Source organism: Priestia sp. GS2 (assembly GCF_036409025.1).
Taxonomy (GTDB): Bacteria; Bacillota; Bacilli; order Bacillales; family Bacillaceae_H; genus Priestia; species Priestia aryabhattai_A.
Window position 1 is genome coordinate 2,241,263 of the sequence record NZ_JAZGJX010000001.1, and the last position, 18,010, is coordinate 2,259,272.

Below are 18,010 nucleotides of genomic sequence, written 5' to 3' on the forward strand. Positions count from 1 at the left end.
TACTATTTTAGTTTTTTATAGAATGAAAGATTAAATTTTTTCACCGATTCAGGAATTTCATACTGTACGTCTTCGATCTCCGAATAGCTCAAATAAAGCTGATTTGCATCAAGACTTTCAATCAATACTTGTTTTTTCTCCTCCAATGATAAAGTCTTAAAACTACTATCATCATTGGTCAACCGATCAAGGTTAACTTTATAGTCAAAAAACGCAGCCTGTATCATATCTGTAAAAATCATATTAAGCTCCACATCTGATTTGGCACCTTGGATACGGGTTATAAAACGCTGGTTTAAATCATACAATTCTGCGTAAACAAAGCTACCGCCTCCTTGCCAATTGACTTCTTTAGAAATTCCTCCTTGTTCTCCTTCTATTACTTTCTTTAATCTTTCAGGCATATAATCAATTCCATAAGTTATTTGTTCAATGCCTACATATTGACGATTCAATTTATAAGATACAGCTGTTGTAGTTCCACTACCCGCGAAGAAATCTAGAACTATATCTTCTTCTTCTGTACATAAAGAAATAATTCGTTGTAAAAGTCTTTCTGGTTTCGGGGTCGAAAATGGCTGATCTCCTCCAAAAAGTAAAATTGATTCTTTTTTTGCTTCTTGATTGTGATCAACTTCCTTATTACTCCACCACGTCCATGACATTGTTCCTGAAGATTCACTTAAATATTTTTTAACCCGTGGACGCCCATTCCCATCACGTCCAAACCACAGTTTCCCTTCTTCAAGTAACTTACAAAACTCAGATTCTAAGTTTTTCCAACAACGCCCTTCTGGCGGATAGTACTCTGTACCTCCAGGTGTCGTAATTTTATACATTTGATTTGGTCTATATCCTTGGGCTGTGAAATCCGTAGAAACCCAAGGCCCTTTAGGATTATTATCAGGATTTGTATACTGCTCTTTTTGACTACTAGTTAGTGGTAATTGCTTTAAATCTTTTTTGAACTTTTCTTTATTATTACTGTAAACTAGAATATGATCGTGCGCATCTCCTAGAGAATTTCTCGAATCAGGAGATGTTCTTTTCTGCCAGATTACATTTGCAACAAATCCATTTGGAAAAATGCTATTCATCATAACCTTTAAATAATGTGCTTCATTATCATCAATGTTAACCCAGATTGATCCACCATCACTTAAAAGGTCACGTGCCAATTCTAAACGATTCTTCATAAAAGTGAGCCAAGTAGACTGGTTAAACCGATCGTTATATTTAAAACTATCTCCGCCCGTATTATACGGGGGATCTATATAAATAAGCTTTATTTTCTTAGCGAATGTGTTTTTTAAACAATGTAACACGATAAGATTATTTCCTTTTATCACAAGGTTATCTTTAGTTGATAATGAATTAGGAATAAATTCTTTTTCTGAATCAAATTTTGTAATATTAGAGAACACTTTAGGAGAAAAAAGTATATCAATCTCTTCTTTTGCTAGTGTTTTATGATAGAAGGTTTCTCTTTTTCCTTTATCTTCTGAAGACATCCCACCTTCTAGAACACAATCTTTATAAGGAAAATCAAGAAATACATCCGTGCCGTGCTATGTTTAATGTATCGATTGTCTGTGGTAAGACCTATTTCAGTATTAAATTTTGTGTAACTATTTCCCCAATATGTTCTAGATCGCAACATACTAACAAACTCATCAATTTTAAAGATTGAACTCTCTAAAACATCTACTGAATATGTATTCTTGATTGCCTCATTCGCAAGTAACGCAGACAATAATTTTGGCTCATAATTACGCAAATCATCGATTACCTTATTCTTTAGCAAATTATCTTCATGCCATTAGTGAGGAAAATCTGAAAGAATACGATTTAATTCTTCTTGTAACTTCGTTTCCACTTAAAATCCTCCAAATAAAACTATATTTTGTTCAATTCTTTAAAAACCTTATTACATCCGAATGCTTGTAACTCTTTCAATTGGTATTCTAAGTTTTAAACAGAAGAACTGGCTCTTACATTAGCCAATACTCACAGTTTTCCGCCTCCATTTAATTAACAAACCATAATGAACATATTATCTATTTAATCTTACTATACTTCTTATTGTTCAACTAGTATCTAACCAAAACGAGTAAACACCATTAGATATCCATCCTAAAATATCTGAATAAATCCGCAACAGGTTCAGAAAATGAATGTACTATTGGCAAGAATAAAAGTTATAAAGAAAGCAAATATCTACCAATTTATATAGAAAAACAAAAGCAATCCCAATAACAGATACTATCAGCCAACGGGATTGCAACTCAATTGTTATTTAGATTTATTCACATGTCTTAATTTGTTCAACCCAGGAAGATAAAAAAACTTTGAAGGTTCAGCCTTTTTTCTTTCCCCATTACCATTAATTCTATGTGTGCTAGTAATTAAATAACAAAATTCTTTCGCTCTTGTTACACCTACATAATGTAAATTCAGGCATTGTCTATAATCAACATAATCCCATATACCATCGACTTTTTTTTGTTGAGGTATAACAAATTCATATAGATCAAGATGAAAGACTATATCAAATTCTAACCCCTTAGATTTATGCAATGTCATTACTTGAATTTCGTTATCAAGAGCAGGGCGATAAGAATTCATATATTCTTCAGACTTTAGCGTCTTTTCCAATCTTGAAATAGATTTATCATTATTAGCATTAGGATATATTCTTTGGGCTATTTCTATTAAAGTAGGTTTCATTTCACTTAGATTATTTTCTTGTTTAACACTATTTAATAGTTTTATAACACCTTTGGCATCTTTAGATAACTTAGTTACATCAAAATATTCTTCTACAAATTCATAAGAAATTGTATTCTCATCTAATGCCCATAACAATAATTTTTTAAAGACCCCCCCCCACAAGCTGGAGTCACTATCTAAAGGTGTATTCTTGAAGTACTTGAAAGGCAAATTTAAATTTTCTTCTACTATATTGCCTGTATTCTCTCCACGAACTAATATACCTATTTTGTTATAATTCTCAACTCCAAATTTATTCATTATATTCATAACGTTCTTCTCTATGAATTTAACTATATCTTTTTGTGTCCCTGGAATTCTGAGTGCTCTTAATCTCTTTTCCTTTGTCTCACTTACAGAAAAATTAGCATCTAGCATTTTTAAAGAATAATTAACAATGGATGAATGACATCGGTAGTTTTTATTCAAATAAAAGCTTTTGAACTCTTGATCTTCAATCAATTTGAGTAAATACTTAGAGCTTTTATTCGAGAAACCATAAATTGATTGATTCTCATCACCCACAGCAATACAAACTAACCCAAGTTTACGCAGCTTAAGAAATATACTATGTTGTTCCCATCCGCAATCTTGGTATTCATCAATAACTAAATGTGTATATCTTGCCTGTAAGTATTTTTGACAGGTAACACAATTATCAACTATATATATAGCTAGCATACCTACTGTTTCTATTAAAATCTGACCATTTTCAAAAAAATATTTTAAATAATTGACTACTTCTTTATCAGAAGGGTTGAAATCTTCTCGTGAAATTAATTTTCTAAATTTCTTTACTTTTTTGTTATCACTTTCTTTGTCAATAATTTCAAAGTCTGCTGTTTCAGTATGTTTATTAAATATATGATTTCCAAATGGATAAATAATTTCAGTTAAATAAAATTTATCTATTGTTCCAAAAAATGATGCTTTCTTGTCTATATACCCTTTTAATGATCTATCCTTAAGTTCATCGCTGGCTTTGTTAGTGTATGAAATTGCTATTACTCCTTGATAATCATAAAGCGATGGTAAAATAGATTTAATTTTATGAGATAAAGTAAAAGTTTTTCCACTACCTGGATTAGCAAGTACTACCAGGCTTTTGTCATATTTGATGATTTCTTCTTGTTCTCTGCTAAAATTCATTTTTGCTCACTCGCTAATTCTTTACATAGTAATAAAGGCTTTGCCAGAGGATCATCTATTAAAACTCCCAGCTCCTTAGATTGGGCTTTTAAAAATTGGTACATAAATATTGCCTTTTTATCTTGCATACGATTTATTAAGGTTTCCTCTCCATTACGGTTCAAGAAAGTTTGAATTGACTCTTTTAATGGTGATCTTACCATATCTGTTTCTAAATCTACTTTTGATAAATAAATTCCTCTTTTTTGAAGTTTATCTGCAAATTTTCTTACAAGTATATTTAGTTCTTCTGTTAGGTCCTGGCTAGAAAACCCTTTTAATTTCTCCTCTTGAGCGATGAGCTCATCAATCTCTTCTTCTGGCTCAAAAAAATTTTTATACAAGTTTATACACCTTTGAACTCCAGCACATCTATATTCATCTTTATATGGGACTTTACTGATATCATTATCTGTTCTTAAAACACAAGGAATATTTAATTCCTTAAATACTGAGATATAAACGTCAAACCCCACTCCATCTACCATTAAAATATTGATTCCATATTTATCAAGATCAATTTCTAATTGCTGAGCTAGAGACTTATAAAACAGTAGCTCTGAGGGGCCTTCTACTAAAAAGACAACTCTAGAAAAATAAGCCTCTGCCGGTATAATATTCAACCTATAGGTGAAATCATCTATTGCTTGGTTAAACTCGCCTGAACATCCTTCATTTGCAGCCTTTGTATCTGGAAAATTGTTAAATAATCTCACTATTGAATCAGGCTTAAATTCACATGCTATTTGAGGCGAATGAGATGTTATAATAACTTGATTGTTAAAACTATTCACCAGATAATCAGCCAATTTTCTTTGTTGATGTGGATGTAAGTGAACCTCAGGTTCTTCAATACAAAATAAAGTGACACTAGTAGGAGTTTCCTCGTTTAAAGGATTGTTAGACTTAGACCATAAAGAGAGAAAAATCTGATTGTTTCTTCCATCTCCTCCTATTTTCAGCCTTTGTCCATTCACCTCAGAAATGAGCTCTAAATCGCCAATAAAGTCTTCTGAATTTGTAGTAAACGTACTAAATTTAACTTCATTTCCTGTATGATGAATTGATAGTTGTTCTAATTCTTTATTTATAACTTTCGTAGCATCCTTTACATAGTGTAAACTTCGGATTCTTTTATTAGTTATTTCTAAATTACGATTTATCTTATCCAAGTTTGTATTATCAATTTCTACAGTTAATTCATCTCGAGATTCTTTAGCTTGGGCTATTAAATTTTTCTTTTCTTTATTGATATATTTATGTAGGTCTCGTTTAGTACTCACATAATTTAAATTCAAAACCTTTAAGTAATACCTAATTTCAAAATCATCGAATGACTGTTCATCTTTTCCATGTTCAAAAGTATAGGTTCTATCATTTTTAAAGGCTCTATATCTTAGAAATAGCTCATTATTCTCACTAATGTTTCCTTTAAACTTTGAACGTAAACACTCTTCTGTCACATCACAAAATTTAATTTGAATAGATAACTCCTTAGTGTCTTCATGTACATAAAAATCACTTTCTTTTGGTTCTAGATCACTTTCGGGAATACTTTTATCTAAAAGTATTCTAAGAGCATATATAAGGTTAGATTTACCTATATCATTTTGACCTATAACTAAAGTTCTCTCATTAAAATTTATAGTTGCATCTCTAAAGTTGCGAAAACCTCTTAATTTGACTTCGCTGATATACAAAAGAATGCCCTCCTAGATTAGTATTTTAGTTATTAAGAACTATATAACTATTTTACCAATTAATAGGCATAAATGTGTATTTTTCAAAAAAATATATAATTAACAAGAAGAACTTTGTAAAAATATGTTTATACGAACTTAAAATTCTTATAAAAAAAACCCTCAGCATCTCTTTAATTTACTCAAAGATTGTGGAGGTTTTTTATTTAAAGCACAAACGTCTTCTAGAATATTCTGCGCTTCTATGTATATTCTGTTTAATTATGTGCATTGTATTTATTTATGTACATATTCTAAAAGATTAGAAAATACTTGTAACTCAATTGATAGGATAATTATAATTAATTATGTGCACATATATTTATAGAGATAACGCAGGATCACCTGCGATAATAACTTCATTCACTTCTTGTCTATGTAGTAAATCTTTAATAATTGAAAACTGCTTCCACTTTGACTTCGTTACGCGATGTTGAAACTGCGTGGGCACAATCGGGAGCGTATCAAGCGACCATTTTTTCCACTTTTGATCGTACTCTTCGGGTGGTACAAGCTCACATAAATGTCCAATTGCCCACGTTAAATATGCTCCTTCTGGAAACAAATGATTCGGAGCAATCTCCACATAGCCGTCTCGCTTTTTAAACGAAAAAGGCGACGCTAGCTTTAGCCCTTGATCTGGTTTTTCTGCAATAATTACCTTCATTTAGTTAATCACCTTATATCTTTAATTCATTAAAATAGCGTTGCTCAATTGTATTATTTTATCATATAAATGCTTTTAAGAGTATGTTGGAGTGATTAGCACCCTATCAAATAAAAAAACCTCATCTCTACACAAGTAGAAAGATGAGGTTTTTTTCACTTAGTTAGCCGGTAGTGGTACATGTGGTGCCACAAGATTTTCTTTACGCATTTCTTCCCAGAAAGCGGCTGGAATTGCTGTATTTAATGCTTCTTTATCTTCTAAAATACGCTCAGGTCGGCTAGCTCCTGGGATAACAGCCGACACTGCAGGGTTTGCAAGTGAAAACTGTAAAGCAGCAGACTTAATGGTAATATGATGACGCTCAGCAATTGCTTTCATCTTTTCAACTTTGGCTATAATCTCCGGTGATGCTGGTTGATATTCAAAGTGTGTGCCACCTGCAAGAACTCCGGAACTATATGGCCCCCCTACTACAATAGCCATGTTGTGTTTTACTGCTGATGGCATTACCCGTTGTAGTGCACGTTCGTGGTCTAAAAGCGTGTAGCGCCCAGCTAAAAGCGATACGTCTGGTTTTGCTTCTTCTAATTCAAGCATTATTTCAATCGGCTCGACACGGTTGACACCAAGCCCCCAACCTTTAATAACCCCTTCTTCACGAAGCTGAGTCAGCACTCGAAAAGCCCCTGTTCTTGCTGATTCAAATTGAGCTAGCCATTCGTCTCCGTAAAAATCTTGCGCTACGTCGTGAATATAAACAAAGTCGATACGATCAGTCTTTAAACGTTCTAGACTTTGTTCAATGGAACGGAGCGTTGCATCTGCACTATAGTCGTTAATAATTTTATTTTTCCTTCCAAATTCAAACAAGCCACCCTTTTCACCAAAATCACGAGCTGAAGGATCTTCTAACTCGTCTAAGATGACTCGTCCAACTTTTGTACTTAAGACATACTCATCTCGATTTCTGTGTGATAGTGCTTTTCCCAGTCGAATTTCTGCTAATCCTGCTCCGTAAAAAGGTGCTGAATCAAAATAGCGAATTCCATTTTCCCATGCAGCATCTACTGTAGCTATGGCTTCTTCTTCTGGAATGTTTCTGTACATGTTCCCAAGTGGAGCTGTACCGAATCCAAGCTTACCTTTTAGTATTTCTTTCATTGTTTGCATCTCCTTTTACGATTATATTCTGTAAATTAACCATTTATAAGCTTTTATAAACAATCACATTCATTAGATATGTATTCATTATGACGCGTATAAAGAGATAAAAAAAGTACGTACTTCCAAGTAATATAGTCACTAAAAAGTAACCTCTTCATTAAAAAAAAGCCTGCTTTTCCTTAGCAGACTTTCCGAGCATTAATCATTACTTCTTTTATCTTCTTGTATATTTAAGAGGAAGTAACTCTCCAACTGTCGTTTTCACTAATTTACCGTCTACTTCCAATATCACGTAGCAGTTTGGTGCATAGTCTGAAATAAGCTCGCGACACATTCCACATGGACTCACCACTCGAATGGTTCGATCTTCTTCATCACTATAAGGGTGCCTTACAGCTACAATCGTATCAAAGCTTTTATAGCCATTTGAAACGGCACTTCCAACAGCAATGGCTTCTGCACAAACGGTCACTCTGCCAATGTACGCTTCAATATGAACAGTAGAGATAATCTCACCTGTTGCTAAGCGAATAGCTGCTCCTACATGATGCTTATCATCTTCATACAGTGCCGTAATCTTTTGCTTAGCCGCTTCAATTAATTCCAAATCATGTTGATTAAGTTCTAATACTTTCATTGCTTTTCCTTCTTTCGGTTACCTTGTAGAAAATAGTCCAGTAGCTCTTTTTCTTCTTCATTAGGACTTCTATGTACCTCTTCCTTAAACTTAGTAAGCATTTCTTGTTCAGACAGATAATCTTCAGCAATTTTGGATAGCTGCTGTAGCTGGTCGAGATATTTAAAGAGCTCAGCTTTTGTTTCTACATGATCATGAGATGTTGCATACCAGTTTGCATTGTAAGAGCGTACTTGTTCAATAACCTTTTCTAACTTACTAGAATCATAGCTCCAGCTTCCGCTATAAAAGTCAGGGCTTAAACAATCGCCTAAAAACACCATTTTTTCTTCTGGAATGTAGATGACTGAGGAGTCTTCTGCATGGTCGCCTCCAATATGCTCGATTCGGCAGCTTATGCCCCCTAAATCAACTTCTAGGCTTTTATCAAATGTAATAACAGGTGTTTGAATATGTAAATTAGAGCGGTCAGGCAGCTCTTTTTTTATCATCTCCTGACAAAATTCAATTTCAATTCCATCTCTCACTCGTTGATCTAGCGCCTCGTCATCCCATGCAAACGACTGATAGTCTTTTAATCTGGCTTTTGTTAAATCATGTGCAACGCTTACAGCATCAATAGCTTGTAGTCCAAACGTATGGTCCCAGTGCCAATGAGTAAGCGCGACAATATCAATCTTTTTTTCCGTAACGTTTTGAAGCTGCGCTTGAAATAGTTCAGCATGAGCAGGTGAATTACCGCTATCAATCATTAGACAGTGCTTCTCCCCAACAACAGCTGCTAGCAAAGGTCGGTCCGTTTCAGGCTGATGATCTAAATAATAAATGTGTTTACCAATAGGTTTTAACATAACCTTCTCCTTTTTTATCTTACTATTTTTTATTGTACGAAAATTTAAGATTAATTGAAACAGCGTATACAATAAAAAACCTGCTGATCATCTTCAGCAGGTTTACTCTCATTATTTCTGATGAAGCCTCACATGCAGCTTCCGAACTTCCTCAGCTAATTTAGGGACAGGTCCTTCTACTTCAATATCCTTCACCACTTCTTGAATCGATAGGTTACGCACAGGTGACGGAGCAACGTTTAGCTCGTGCAGCCACTGGGCTAGCTGGTTCGATGAACTTGCATAGATAATTTTCCCTAAACCAACCCAACCGTGCGCAGCTGAGCACATGGGACAGTGTTCACCTGATGTATAAACAATTGCACGCGCTCGCTCTTCTTTTGATAAGTGCTCGGCTGCATAGCGCGCGATTGAGAATTCAGGGTGCTGCGTATCGTCACCGCTTGAAATACGGTTATAGTCTTCAAAAAGCACGTTGCCATCTTCTGAAACTAGAATAGAACCAAACGGCTGGTTTCCTTCTTCAAGCGCGCTTTCAGCCAATTCCACACAGCGCTTAAGGTGCTTTATATCCTGTTCTGTAATCATCTATATTGCCTCCTATCAGTTATTCTATTTACAGAATAACTGATGCGCGTGTTTCTTTCCAATTTTCTACCCTTTGAAACATTTATTAAGCTGCGTTCTGTTGACTTGAAAATCGTTTATTTAAGCTAGGAAGATACATAACTAAAAATACCGACCTTCCAACCGTATATAAAATAAACGCCAGCCAAAGCCCGTGATTATGCCATATAGGCGTCGCAACGACCTGTGCACCTATGTATAAAAGCATCGCATAAATCATTGAGTTTCGAATTGGTGCAATATATGTTGCTCCAGTAAATGCCCCGTACATAACAAGCCCAAAACAAGCCACAAAAGGATATAAAATGAGCCATACTCCATATTCAGTCGCAAGCGTAATCACGCTGGGTAAAGTCGTAAAGAGCTTAACGATTGGTTCTAAGAAAGCTGCGTATACTCCTGCTATTACAAAAGCTACAATGACGGCCCACTTCCTCGATAGAGATAAAGTTTGGATATACAAACTTCGATCTTGGGACCCTACTGCTTTTCCAACAAGAATACTTGAAGCATTTGCAAAGCCATCAAAGAAATAAGCCATAATATAGTGAATTTGAAATAGTACTGCGTTAGCTGCTAAAAATTCCGTGCCGAACGAAGCACCTTTAGCTGTAAATAAGTTAATAACAACTAACAAACAAATCGTACGTATAAATAAATCTTTATTCACATTAAACATTTTTTTTACAGATGCTGTATCAAATAGAATACCTACTGAAGGTGTTTTCCACTTAAACGGAGATGCTTTAGAAACAATTAATAGTCCTAAAATAAACGCTGTGACTTCGGCTATTAATGTAGAAGCTGCAACGCCTTTAACGCCAAAAGAAAAAACCTCTACGAATAAAATGGCAAGCGTCATATTTAACACGTTCGTGATAATTTGCAACGAGAGCGAATGCTTGATTTTAGCCATTCCCATTAGCCAACCTAAAATCACATAGTTCATTAATGTAAAGGGTGCTCCCCATATACGAATTGTAAAATATTCAACTGCGAATCGGCTTACTGCCGCATCTGGAGACACAATTGCCAAAGCTGCACGCTGAATCGGTACCTGTAGCATAATAAAAATAAGTCCAACGGCTAGAGCGATTAAAAATGGACGCGACAATGCAAGTATTCCTTGCTCAGAGCTGTTGGCTCCATTAGCTTGTGCTGCAAAAGCAGATGTGCTAACGCGCAAAAAACCAAACAGCCAGTATAATGTATTAAAAATAAGGGCTCCAACTGCTACACCGCCAATATACGCTGGATCTGAAAGTCGTCCAACCACGGCCGTGTCGACAGCTCCTAATAAGGGTGTCGTCATCGTTGAAATGGTGAGTGGAATAGCTAAAGCAAGATATGTACGATAATTCAATAAGCCACGCTCCTTTTTTCAAAGATAATAGCCTTGATTATAAAAACCAAGGCTTTTTTACGCATGGGCATACGCTTTTTCTTTTGTTCCAATCGAACGAAAGCGCGGATGCTCTGCAAGAATCGAGCTTCTCATTTCTTTCACTGCTGAATGTTCCGAAGTGAAAAACTCATGTTTTGAATCATACTGTTGTACTAGTTTTCCTTTTTCTAATACTCCAATTCTATCGCTGATTGTATACGCAGCTTTAATATCATGCGTAATGAAAAGATAAGATAGCTGGAAGTCTTCTTTTAATCCTTGCAATAGCTCTAGTATTAATGTTTGGGTCACCATATCCAGGCTACTAACCGCTTCATCTAATACAATTAATTTTGGCTTCAATGCAATTGCCCTTGCAATATTAATTCGCTGCAGCTGTCCACCGCTAAACTGATGAGGATACTTCTTCAAATCATTTTCACTAAGTCCTACTCTTTCCAACAGTTCGATAACAGCTTTCTTTTGCTGTGCTATCGTTAAGCTTTCGTAGTTTTCTAGCGGTTCAGCAATAATGCGTTCTGCTGTTAAACGGGGGTTAACCGAAGAATATGAATCTTGAAACACCACTTGAAGATCACGGCGAATTTGCTGATGAGTTTTCTTACCTGCTTTGTAAAGATTATGACCTTGAAATAAGACTTTACCATGCTCAGGCTGTTCTAAGCCAAGGATTACTTTCCCTAACGTACTTTTACCGGCTCCACTTGTCCCAAGCAGTCCTAGACATGTTCCTTTTTCTATAGAAAATGAGATATCAGAAAGCACTTCTCTTGAATGGCTTTCTTTTTTAAAAAAACTTCTGCTTTTATAGCGATGGCTAACGTTATTTACTTGTAATAAAGTCATTTCTTCACCTCTTTACGAATTAATGATTAATCTAGATTTAACATGGGTCTAGATTGTAAAAGCTTCTTCGTATACTCATGCTTTGGATAATCAAATAATTTAAATACATCTGTTTGTTCTACGATTTCACCTTTTCTCATAACTGCTACTTGATCAGCCATTTCAGCAATCACGCCTAAATCATGCGAAATTAATAAAATAGCTGACCCATAATCAGCGCGAATATTATTTAAATGAAGTAATACTTTCTTTTGATTATAAACATCAAGAGCAGTTGTCGGTTCATCTGCAATAATAACAGCTGGATTTAAGCAAGCCGCAAAAGCAATCATCACGCGCTGAAGCATGCCCCCACTTAGCTGAAAAGGATACTGCTTTAAAATGTTGGCTGGATTAGGTAAATTGACGGCTTTCATCGCTTCTACAGCCATCTCCCTAGCTTGTTTCTTATTCCATTTTGTATGAGAGCGAATCGTTTCAACAAATTGATGCCCAATTGTAAAAACCGGCGTGAAAGCATTCATTGGGTTTTGCATGATAAAGGCAATTTCTTTACCACGAACAGTACGCATTTCTTTTTCATCCAGTCCGTTAAGCTCTTTACCGTTTAGAAGAATACTCCCATCGACATGTACGCTTTTTTGCTGAAACAGCTGTAGGATTGCTGTGCTGGTGACAGTTTTTCCTGAGCCACTTTCTCCTATTAACCCTAGCACTTCGCCACGCTTTAGATTTAAATTAATATTTTGAACCAAAGAAGTGTGGCCACTCGCTGTTTTTTTGTATACGTGTAAATTCTTCACTTGTAAAATATGTTCCAACTTCTTCATTCCTTTTAGAACTGACGTTTGCTTCCATATCGCTCTGATAAAGCTTCACCTAATAAATTAAACGTAACCACGACAAGCATGATGGCTAAGCCTGGATACAGCATTAGTTCAGGGTTTGTTCGAATATAGGATTTTCCTTCATGAATCATTGCGCCCCACTCTGGTGTTGGAGGCTGGACTCCTAGCCCAAGAAAAGACATTGCAGATATATCCATGATGGCCCATCCCATTTCGAGTGTTCCCATGACAGCAAGTGGAGGCAGTACGTTTGGGATGATATGCTTTCGAATAATCTTCCATTGTGATGAACCGCTAACTTTCGCAGCAGCAATAAAATTTTGTTCTTTTAAGCTCAGTACCATTCCTCTAAACATCCGCGCGTAATAAGCCCACTGCACAAGGATTAAGGCAAAAACAACCTGTGAAAGTCCTGGTCCAAGTATACCAACAAGTCCAAGAACAAGAATTAGACTTGGAAACGCCATAATACCGTCGCATAGCCTCATTAAAAACTGATCAATCCAACCACCTTTATATCCTGAAAAGGCTCCCACCAATAACCCTATTACCAGTGATGAAACGAAAATAAGCGTCGCAAACCCCAATGAAATGCGCGCTCCATATAAAAGACGTGAAAACGTACAGCGACCTAGATGGTCCGTTCCAAGCGGATATTCAAAAGACGGTGACTGAAGCTTATGAGCTAGATTAACAGCAATTGGATCATTAGGCGCAATGAAAGGAGCGAATATAGCAGTGATAAAAAGAATCCCTAATATAATCGAACAAATTGCAATTACCTTTTGAGATTTAAATAGTTTATAAATGCCTAACTTCATCACTACTATCCTTCTTTCCTTGAAATCCGAGGATCAATGTACATTTGAATTAAATCCACAATCAAACTACTAACAATAAATAAAACAGCCGCAATTAACACATAGCATTGAATGACAGGAATATCTCGATTAAAAATTGCTTCAATAAAATAGCGGCCAAACCCAGGCCACGAAAAGACCGATTCAACGATGATTGTTCCTGTAAGCAACTTACCAAGGTTCATTCCAAGTCCCGTAATCATTGGAGAAATAGCAATCCGTAAGACGTGCTTTGTCATAATTACCCTCTCACTAATTCCTCGTGTTCTAGCAAATAACACATAGGGTTCTTCTAAGTTCTCTAGAACACTCGTACGCAGTAGCCTTGTATACATAGCAATTAGCGGAATAGCAAGGGTAATCGCTGGCAACACAAGATGCTTCCAAGTCCCAATCCCTTCCACCGGAAACAAATCAAGCTTAACAGAAAAGAAAAAGATTAAAATATATCCTAACCAAAATGTAGGAATAGATGCTCCGAAAAAAGAGATGACTCGGCTGATATGGTCAACAGCACTATTCTTCTTTATTCCAGCGATAAACCCTAAAGGGACGCTGACAATGATCGCAATTACAAAGCTTCCAAAAGCTAGCTGCAGCGTAGCTGGCAAGCGGACCATTACTTCATCTAAAACCGGCTGATTTGAAAGATAGGATATGCCGAAGTCAAGCTGGCATATCCTGATAATTGCATGTACATATTGAAGAAAAAATGGTTGATCTAATCCAAATTCTTGTCTTTTTTGCTCTAAAATCTCATCTGTTGGCTGGATATGGGCTGCTGCCAAATATGCTTCAGCTGGATCAACAGACGAAAGATGAATCATTCCAGTTGTAATAAGCATTACAAAAAGAAATACAGGAACAATTGACATCATTCGTTTTAGTATAAAATAGCCCATAACGCACACCTCTTAACTACTTACTGTTTAATGTTAATACCTGCAAATGGATGTTCATCTCGATTAGCAGGGAAAGTAAAGTCTTTTACTTGTTTTTGATAGACTGCTGTTTTCTTAATATAAGAGATAGGTACAATCGCCCCTTGCTCTTGTAAAGATGTTAGAATTGATGTATATAACTCTTGTCGTTCTTTTTCATCCGTTGTTTTTGGAACTTCTACCATTTGTTTAATCAGCTCATCTTTGTTAGAGTAAGCTGAAATAGCTTCCTTAAAGCCGTAACCGTCTGAAGCCACAACGTTTACAAATGTGTGAGGATCATAAGGAGCCCCATAGTTACTAAAGAAGTTAATATCAAACTCATTACCTTTAAATCGCTGAACTTGCTCAGCTAACTCCACGCCAACAATGTTTAGCTTTACACCAAGAGCTGCCCATTCAGCCTGCAGCGTTTCAGCCATTGTTTTTTGAATGTTCTCTGCTGAGTCATACATTAATTCCACTTCTAGTGGCTGTCCGTCTTTTTCTCGCACTTCTTTTCCTTTTGGTAACTTCCATCCAGCTTCATCTAACAACGCTTCAGCCTTTTTCACATCATAATCTACTGGTTTGGCGTCAAGATTTTTTGTATATGGAAAATTCGTCGGTAAAATATTATCCGCTTTCTCCTCTACGCCTGACGTCACGCCTTCAACCATTGCTTCTTTATTAAAACCATACTGTAGTGCTTGACGAACGCGCTCATCTGCAAGCTGTTCCTTTTTCGTGTTCATGACAAGCTGTCTTGTTGCAACAGGTTCTGAAATGCTTGTTTCATAGGTATCATTCGCTTCTAATTGTTTAAACGTATCCAAGCTAATTGAGCCTTCACCGTAGAGCAAGTCTACTTCACCTTTTTCAAAAGCAAGCACTCTCGTTTCTGCATCAGGAATTACTTTCACTTTAATTTTCTCAACTTTTGGAACCTCTCCCCAATAGTTCTCATTTCGCTTATAAATTGCATATTCATCTTTTTTGTATTCATCTAAAATCCAAGGCCCTGTTCCCACTTCTTTTTCAACACCTTTTGACGTATCTCCGTCTTTAGGGAAACCTGCTTCTCCTAAGAAGCGAACTGGTCGAACAACTGCTAGCTCTTGAATTGTTGGATAGTAAGGTTCGGTTAAAGATAGTTGAAACGTGTTGTCATCAATTACATTAACCTGGTCAATTTTGTTCATAAAGCCTAACCAGCTATGTAAATCTTTATTTTTAAGAATTGCGTCAAAATTCTTTTTCACAATCTCTGCATTAAAATCAGTGCCATCAGAGAATTTCACGCCTTTACGTAAGTGAAACGTATAATTCTTGCCATCTTCAGATATTTCCCAAGATTCAGCAAGCTCAGGCTGTAATTTCCCGCCTTCTTGATAGCTTACTAATGGTTCATATACCATCGATTGTGCAAATAATTGGGACGGATTGTATACGTGTGGATTCATTTCTCCCACATCTCTCGGCCAAGCCATCGTTAACATATTATCGTCTTTTTTTACCTCGCTGGCACTATTAGTACAAGCTGTTAAAAAAACTGATAATAAAAGCATACTTATAAAAATACTGTAATAAAATTTCTTCTTAAACACCGTGTTGTCCCCTCTCGAATGACTCTGATAATCATTTTCAATTGTATGAAGAAGAAACTGTATTGTCAATACTTCCTAAGCATATTTGTGAATATTTCTGCATATTCATAAATCATTTGTACTACTAGTATAGAAAACAACCCACACTTCGAACCTACTCTATTTTCACAACATTTCTTTTACGAGATTAAACCAAACTTCACCTGCGTGGGTAGAGTTTGATTTTCCTTCATTATAATAACCGTTTTCTTCATAAAAAGGAACAAGTTCTTCTAAACAAGTAAGCGTAATTCCTTCTCTTTTACGGTTCACGCACACATCTTCCAACTCTTGTAATAGTTTACGAGCAATCCCTTGCCCTCGGTAATCTGGATGAACAACTAAGCTAAGTACGCTTTGGAAGCCTCCCTCCTTTGGATTTAGGTTCGTTTTTTCAAACAAATCATCCGTTAAATAACGTGTAGAAATGACTGGGCCTACGACGTATCCAGTAATTTTCCCTTGTTTATTTTTGGCAATGATAAACGAATCAGCTATAAATTGGATTCTTTCTTTCATTGCGCTTTCAGTTGCCGCTTCTTCAGGAGTGAAGCCCAGTCTTTCAATGACCATTAACTCGCTTAAATCTTGTTCTTTTGGTGTATGATACGTTATGTACATCGTGGGTTCTCCTTTCACTATTATTTTGGATTCTATGTATTCCTCCGTTTATATCCTAACTCAACCTTACTAAAGTTTCATCTCTTTCTATAAAAAGGAATAGTATTTTTTAAGATTACAAACTTCGGATTCGGGGTATTATACATATAGCTTACAAAGTAGTTACTCAAACTTTTATTAAAGGAGAGATTCATAATGGCAAAGTTTCAATTAGGAGATACAATTCCTACCTTTACTCTACCAACAATTACAGGTGAAACATTTTCGTTTGATCAGCATCAACAGGAACATAAAAGCTGGCATTTAATCGTATTTTTCCGCGGAGCATGGTGTCCAGTTTGTGAAAGCGAATTAAAAGATTTTCAGGAACATAAAAGTTTCTTTGATGAACAAAACGTACATCTATTAACGATTTCAACGGACCAACAAGAAAGCTTGCAAGAACTAGCAGAAAAAAATGATTTGACGTTCCCAATATTACAAGACAAAGATTTAACGGCATTAAAAGCATTCGATGTATACTATCATAGTGAAGATTCTCCATATGAAGATCACGGAACGCACGGTGAACCTGCTTATTTCCTTGTTGATGAAAGTGGCAAGCTTCTATACCAACAACAGCAAACGGGCCCATTTGGCCGCCCTGCTGTAACAGAGCTTCGAAAGATTATCAAGTATATTAAAAAGAACCTAAAATAAGAGACCGAAAAAGCACATCATCGCTGCATGATGTGCTTTTTTGTGTACATATCTTGTTTATATTCAAATATTTGTTTGAACGTTTTATTATCTCTGTAATATACTATATTCAAACGATTATTTGAATGAAGGGAGACCTCTATGGCAAAGGATCGCTGTGATATTTATTGTTTCAACGAAGAAAAAGTTAATCGAATTAAGCCATCGATTCATACTGAAAGCATTCAAGCAGTCACAAAAACACTCAAGGCATTAGCAGATGAAACACGGTTAAAAATTGTGCTTGCTCTTTGTCAAAGTGATGAACTATGCGTATGTGATGTAGCAAATATTGTGGAATGCACGGTTGCTACTGCTTCTCATCACCTAAGACTATTACGCAATTTAGATATTGCGAGCTATCGAAAAGAAGGAAAACTTGCCTTTTATTCGTTAACTGATGAGCACGTTAAGCAATTAGTGATAACGATGTTTACAAACGATTCATCCGTAACGAGCTAAGCTTTTTGTATACTATGAG

Annotated in this window: 17 protein-coding genes and 1 pseudogene; 2 read left to right on the forward strand and 16 right to left on the reverse strand. The window is 35.8% G+C overall.

The genetic code is table 11. The features are described 5' to 3' along the window. Positions 1-2: 2 nt before the first annotated feature. From V2145_RS11585 to V2145_RS11660, 16 genes and pseudogenes are all read right to left on the reverse strand, one after another. Positions 3-1,511 carry a site-specific DNA-methyltransferase gene (locus V2145_RS11585; protein ID WP_330987746.1) on the reverse strand — a complete coding sequence of 503 codons (1,509 nt, stop codon included), beginning with the start codon at positions 1,509-1,511 and terminating at the stop codon, positions 3-5. Positions 1,512-1,519: 8 nt separating this feature from the next. Continuing rightward, positions 1,520-1,804 carry a site-specific DNA-methyltransferase gene (locus tag V2145_RS11590; protein ID WP_330987747.1) on the reverse strand — a complete coding sequence of 95 codons (285 nt, stop codon included), beginning with the start codon at positions 1,802-1,804 and terminating at the stop codon, positions 1,520-1,522. Between the two features lie 488 nt (positions 1,805-2,292). After that, positions 2,293-3,918: an ATP-dependent helicase gene (locus tag V2145_RS11595; protein ID WP_330987748.1), complete on the reverse strand. Its 1,626-nt coding sequence runs from the start codon at positions 3,916-3,918 to the stop codon at positions 2,293-2,295. Beyond that, positions 3,915-5,657 (reverse strand): ATP-dependent nuclease, encoded by a 1,743-nt coding sequence (locus V2145_RS11600; protein WP_330987749.1) that lies wholly within the window; start codon positions 5,655-5,657, stop codon positions 3,915-3,917. The genes V2145_RS11595 and V2145_RS11600 overlap by 4 nt, the downstream gene beginning before the upstream one ends. A gap of 379 nt (positions 5,658-6,036) precedes the next feature. After that, positions 6,037-6,363: pseudogene (locus V2145_RS11605) on the reverse strand (DNA topoisomerase III); the annotation flags it as partial. Between the two features lie 159 nt (positions 6,364-6,522). Further along, positions 6,523-7,527 carry an aldo/keto reductase gene (locus tag V2145_RS11610; protein WP_330987750.1) on the reverse strand — a complete coding sequence of 335 codons (1,005 nt, stop codon included), beginning with the start codon at positions 7,525-7,527 and terminating at the stop codon, positions 6,523-6,525. Positions 7,528-7,744: 217 nt separating this feature from the next. Next, positions 7,745-8,167: a cytidine deaminase gene (locus V2145_RS11615; protein ID WP_330987751.1), complete on the reverse strand. Its 423-nt coding sequence runs from the start codon at positions 8,165-8,167 to the stop codon at positions 7,745-7,747. After that, positions 8,164-9,018, reverse strand: a complete 855-nt coding sequence (locus tag V2145_RS11620) for an MBL fold metallo-hydrolase (protein WP_330987752.1) — start codon at positions 9,016-9,018, stop codon at positions 8,164-8,166. The genes V2145_RS11615 and V2145_RS11620 overlap by 4 nt, the downstream gene beginning before the upstream one ends. Positions 9,019-9,129: 111 nt before the next feature. Beyond that, entirely contained in the window at positions 9,130-9,606 is a 477-nt protein-coding gene (locus V2145_RS11625; RefSeq protein WP_330987753.1) for a nucleoside deaminase, read from the reverse strand. Between the two features lie 85 nt (positions 9,607-9,691). Next, positions 9,692-11,008, reverse strand: a complete 1,317-nt coding sequence (locus V2145_RS11630; protein ID WP_330987754.1) for an MATE family efflux transporter — start codon at positions 11,006-11,008, stop codon at positions 9,692-9,694. Positions 11,009-11,065: 57 nt separating this feature from the next. Continuing rightward, positions 11,066-11,896, reverse strand: a complete 831-nt coding sequence (gene nikE / locus V2145_RS11635) for a nickel import ATP-binding protein NikE (protein WP_330987755.1) — start codon at positions 11,894-11,896, stop codon at positions 11,066-11,068. Between the two features lie 26 nt (positions 11,897-11,922). After that, on the reverse strand, positions 11,923-12,726 hold the full coding sequence (gene nikD, locus V2145_RS11640; RefSeq protein WP_094909701.1) for a nickel import ATP-binding protein NikD: 804 nt from the start codon (positions 12,724-12,726) through the stop codon (positions 11,923-11,925). Between the two features lie 5 nt (positions 12,727-12,731). Next, positions 12,732-13,565, reverse strand: coding sequence for a nickel ABC transporter permease subunit NikC (gene nikC, locus V2145_RS11645; protein WP_025907661.1), 834 nt, complete (start codon positions 13,563-13,565; stop codon positions 12,732-12,734). A 5-nt stretch (positions 13,566-13,570) separates the two neighbouring features. Next, the gene (gene nikB, locus V2145_RS11650) at positions 13,571-14,506 is read right to left on the reverse strand and encodes a nickel ABC transporter permease subunit NikB (protein ID WP_078989927.1); all 936 of its coding nucleotides are present in this window, start codon (positions 14,504-14,506) and stop codon (positions 13,571-13,573) included. A gap of 20 nt (positions 14,507-14,526) precedes the next feature. Beyond that, a complete protein-coding gene (gene nikA, locus V2145_RS11655; protein WP_311858725.1) occupies positions 14,527-16,092 on the reverse strand; it encodes a nickel ABC transporter substrate-binding protein in 1,566 nt (521 codons plus the stop codon). Positions 16,093-16,296: 204 nt separating this feature from the next. Further along, positions 16,297-16,791, reverse strand: a complete 495-nt coding sequence (locus V2145_RS11660) for a GNAT family N-acetyltransferase (RefSeq protein WP_094909700.1) — start codon at positions 16,789-16,791, stop codon at positions 16,297-16,299. Positions 16,792-16,986: 195 nt separating this feature from the next. Here V2145_RS11660 and V2145_RS11665 point away from each other — a divergent pair, with 195 nt between their 5' ends. Both V2145_RS11665 and V2145_RS11670 read left to right on the forward strand, forming a co-directional pair. Continuing rightward, positions 16,987-17,490, forward strand: a complete 504-nt coding sequence (locus V2145_RS11665; RefSeq protein ID WP_094909699.1) for a peroxiredoxin family protein — start codon at positions 16,987-16,989, stop codon at positions 17,488-17,490. Between the two features lie 141 nt (positions 17,491-17,631). Further along, on the forward strand, positions 17,632-17,991 hold the full coding sequence (locus tag V2145_RS11670) for an ArsR/SmtB family transcription factor (protein WP_094909698.1): 360 nt from the start codon (positions 17,632-17,634) through the stop codon (positions 17,989-17,991). Positions 17,992-18,010 lie beyond the last annotated feature (19 nt).

Coding starts and splice junctions, on each gene's coding strand:
- V2145_RS11585 (WP_330987746.1), bottom strand. CDS start 1,511: ATGTCTTCAGAAGATAAAGGAAAAAGAGAAACCTTCTATCATAAAACA.
- V2145_RS11595 (WP_330987748.1), bottom strand. CDS start 3,918: ATGAATTTTAGCAGAGAACAAGAAGAAATCATCAAATATGACAAAAGC.
- V2145_RS11610 (WP_330987750.1), bottom strand. CDS start 7,527: ATGAAAGAAATACTAAAAGGTAAGCTTGGATTCGGTACAGCTCCACTT.
- V2145_RS11615 (WP_330987751.1), bottom strand. CDS start 8,167: ATGAAAGTATTAGAACTTAATCAACATGATTTGGAATTAATTGAAGCG.
- V2145_RS11620 (WP_330987752.1), bottom strand. CDS start 9,018: ATGTTAAAACCTATTGGTAAACACATTTATTATTTAGATCATCAGCCT.
- V2145_RS11625 (WP_330987753.1), bottom strand. CDS start 9,606: ATGATTACAGAACAGGATATAAAGCACCTTAAGCGCTGTGTGGAATTG.
- nikE (WP_330987755.1), bottom strand. CDS start 11,896: ATGACTTTATTACAAGTAAATAACGTTAGCCATCGCTATAAAAGCAGA.
- nikD (WP_094909701.1), bottom strand. CDS start 12,726: ATGAAGAAGTTGGAACATATTTTACAAGTGAAGAATTTACACGTATAC.
- nikC (WP_025907661.1), bottom strand. CDS start 13,565: ATGAAGTTAGGCATTTATAAACTATTTAAATCTCAAAAGGTAATTGCA.
- nikB (WP_078989927.1), bottom strand. CDS start 14,506: ATGGGCTATTTTATACTAAAACGAATGATGTCAATTGTTCCTGTATTT.
- nikA (WP_311858725.1), bottom strand. CDS start 16,092: ATGCTTTTATTATCAGTTTTTTTAACAGCTTGTACTAATAGTGCCAGC.
- V2145_RS11660 (WP_094909700.1), bottom strand. CDS start 16,791: ATGTACATAACGTATCATACACCAAAAGAACAAGATTTAAGCGAGTTA.
- V2145_RS11665 (WP_094909699.1), top strand. CDS start 16,987: ATGGCAAAGTTTCAATTAGGAGATACAATTCCTACCTTTACTCTACCA.
- V2145_RS11670 (WP_094909698.1), top strand. CDS start 17,632: ATGGCAAAGGATCGCTGTGATATTTATTGTTTCAACGAAGAAAAAGTT.